Raw genomic sequence first — 2255 nt, forward strand, 5'->3', positions numbered from 1 at the left:
GGCGTACGGGTGCCGCCCGCCGCTGACGTCCGGTCCGGGATCGTCGGCGAGGTGGTCGACGACCCGTTCGGTGGCCTGCCAGGCCGCGTCGCGCAGCGCCGGTTCGCCGGTGCGCCCGGCCAGCTCGGCGAGGTTGAGCGCGATCCCGGACAGTCCGCTCGCCAGGCTGTGGTCCAGGCCGGTCCAGGGTTGCCGCAGGCAGATGTCGAGCACGTCGAGGGCGTCCTGCCGGCGGCCGAGCACGTCCAGGGCGTACGCGACGCCGTGCAGGCCGTCGTAGAAGCCGCACCGGGTGCCCGACGCGGGCGTCGTGGCCCGGCGGACCAGCCACCGTTCGTGGTCCGGCCAGCGGCCGGCGCCGCTGTGGTGCAGGGCGTAGAGCACCCCGGCCGCGCCGTGGGCGAGGTTGAGCCCACCGCTGCGGAACTGTTCGATGTCGCCGGGGAAGAGCCGGTCGTGGCGCGCGGGTGTCGCGCTGGCGAGGATCGCCCGGGCGATCCGGTCCCGGTGGACCGCACCGGCGGGTTCCGCGGCCGGTTCGGCGACGCCGGGCACCCGAGCGCCGGTGATCTCCTCGACGGCAGCGTCGAGGAACTCTCGCGGCACCGGGAAGTGCGCGGCGACGACGTCGGCCAGGTGCGCGGCCTTGGCCGGCGCCAGGCGGACCAGCTGGGTCAGGGGCAGGAACAGGGCCAGCCGGAGGCACGCCAGGGCGTACCGGTCGACGGCCGGGCCGGTGCGGTCCCGCGGCGCGGCGAAGCCCTGGTTGCGCAGGCCCGGCCGGCGGTGGCCGTCGACCGGGGCGGCCACCTCGAAGTCCACCAGGGCGATCCGGTCGTTGGGGCGGACCATGACGTTGAACAGGTGCAGGTCGCCGTAGACGAGGCCGCGCTCGTGGATCGCCCGGACGACCTCGTCGACCTGCCGGTGGACGTCCAGCGCCCACCGGGTGTACGCGGCGCGGTCGGCGTCGGTGGCGTCGGCGTCGATCAGCGGGTACCGGTCGACCAGGACCTTGTTCAGCGGCCGGCCGTCGATGAACTCCAACGCGAGGAACCGGTGCTCGCCGAGGGTGAACTCGTCGTGCACCCGGGGCACCTGCGGCAGGTCGGCGAGCCGGCGCAGCGCGTCCGCCTCCCGGGCCAGCCGGGCGACCGCGTCGGCGCCGTCGGCATCCAGGCCGGCGTGCGGCCGGGCCTCCTTCAGCACCACCTGCTCGTCGGTACGCAGGTCGCGGCCCACGTAGAGGCCGCCGCCGTTGGAGAAGTGGATGACCTTCTCGATCCGGTACGGCACCTCATCGGTGCTGGTCGCGTTGCGAGCCGCCAGGTGCGGGCCGAGGAAGTCCGGCAGGGTGACCCAGGACGGCACGTGGAAGACCGGGTCGCGGCGGTCCGGCACCAGCGTGCCGGTGTCGTCCTCGATCGCCGGGACCACCTGCCCGTCGGGGGAGTGGCAGTACCGGGCGGCGAAACCGCCGTAGCGCACGTACACCGGGCCGGCGCCGAGGCGCAGGTCGCTGAGGATGTACGGACCGGGCTCGCCGCCCAGCAGCTCGTCGAGCTCCTTGCAGGTCACCTCCAGTTCCGCCTCGTCGCGCGGGTAGACGGTCAGGAACTTGCCGCTGGCCGCCCGCGCGCCGTACTTGGAGTTGCGCAGCAGCAGGGTGCGCGGACCGCGAAGGAACTTGAAGGACAGTCCACGAGGGACGCAGTAGTCCCAGACCGTCTCCAGCACCCGTTCGGCGTTGGCCAGGGTCGCCGACACGTGGATCTTCCAGCCCTGCTGCGGAAGGGTGCCGCCGTCGGGTGCGTAGATGAGCCAGTCGTCGAGCGGCTCGCTGCGCCAACCCTCGGGAACGGGCCGGTGGGCCGCCGCGAAGGTGGGCTGCTCGACCGCGCTGCCGAGCGAGTCGTAGAACAGTCGGTCGGCGGCGCAGTAGCTGTCGTAGCGCTCGTCCACCGTGACCACCCCTTCCGCTGTTCGGCTGACCTCGCGGCCCTGCTGACGGATCTGAGTCTGTCCGTTCGGGGTATGGCGCTTCCAGTGCGTTCAGTCATGGAGGCGAATGCGTGCCACACGGTCGGTCGTGACAAATGTCAGTTGCGCCGGGCGGTACGGTGCTCGCCGTGACCGCAGACGAGCACGGCTCCACCGCCCCGGACGGGCCGGTCGCCGTCCTGGCCAACCCCACCGCCGGCCGGGGACGGCACCGGGGACTGCTGCCCCGGCTGCTCGACCGGCTCGGCGCCGCC

1 protein-coding gene and 1 pseudogene are annotated in these 2255 nt (G+C 73.6%); one reads left to right on the forward strand and one right to left on the reverse strand.

Annotated elements, in window-relative coordinates; all coding sequences use genetic code 11:
* The coding region (gene lanKC / locus AB0I76_RS28100) for a class III lanthionine synthetase LanKC (RefSeq protein WP_357041603.1) at window positions 1–1962 on the reverse strand (1962 nt) is incomplete at its 3' end.
* Between the two features lie 158 nt (window positions 1963–2120).
* Between lanKC and AB0I76_RS28105 the strand changes: the two are divergent.
* Window positions 2121–2255 (forward strand): annotated as a pseudogene (locus AB0I76_RS28105) (sphingosine kinase); the annotation flags it as partial.

The organism is Micromonospora sp. NPDC049799 (assembly GCF_040656655.1).
In the GTDB taxonomy this organism is placed as follows: Bacteria; Actinomycetota; Actinomycetes; order Mycobacteriales; family Micromonosporaceae; genus Micromonospora.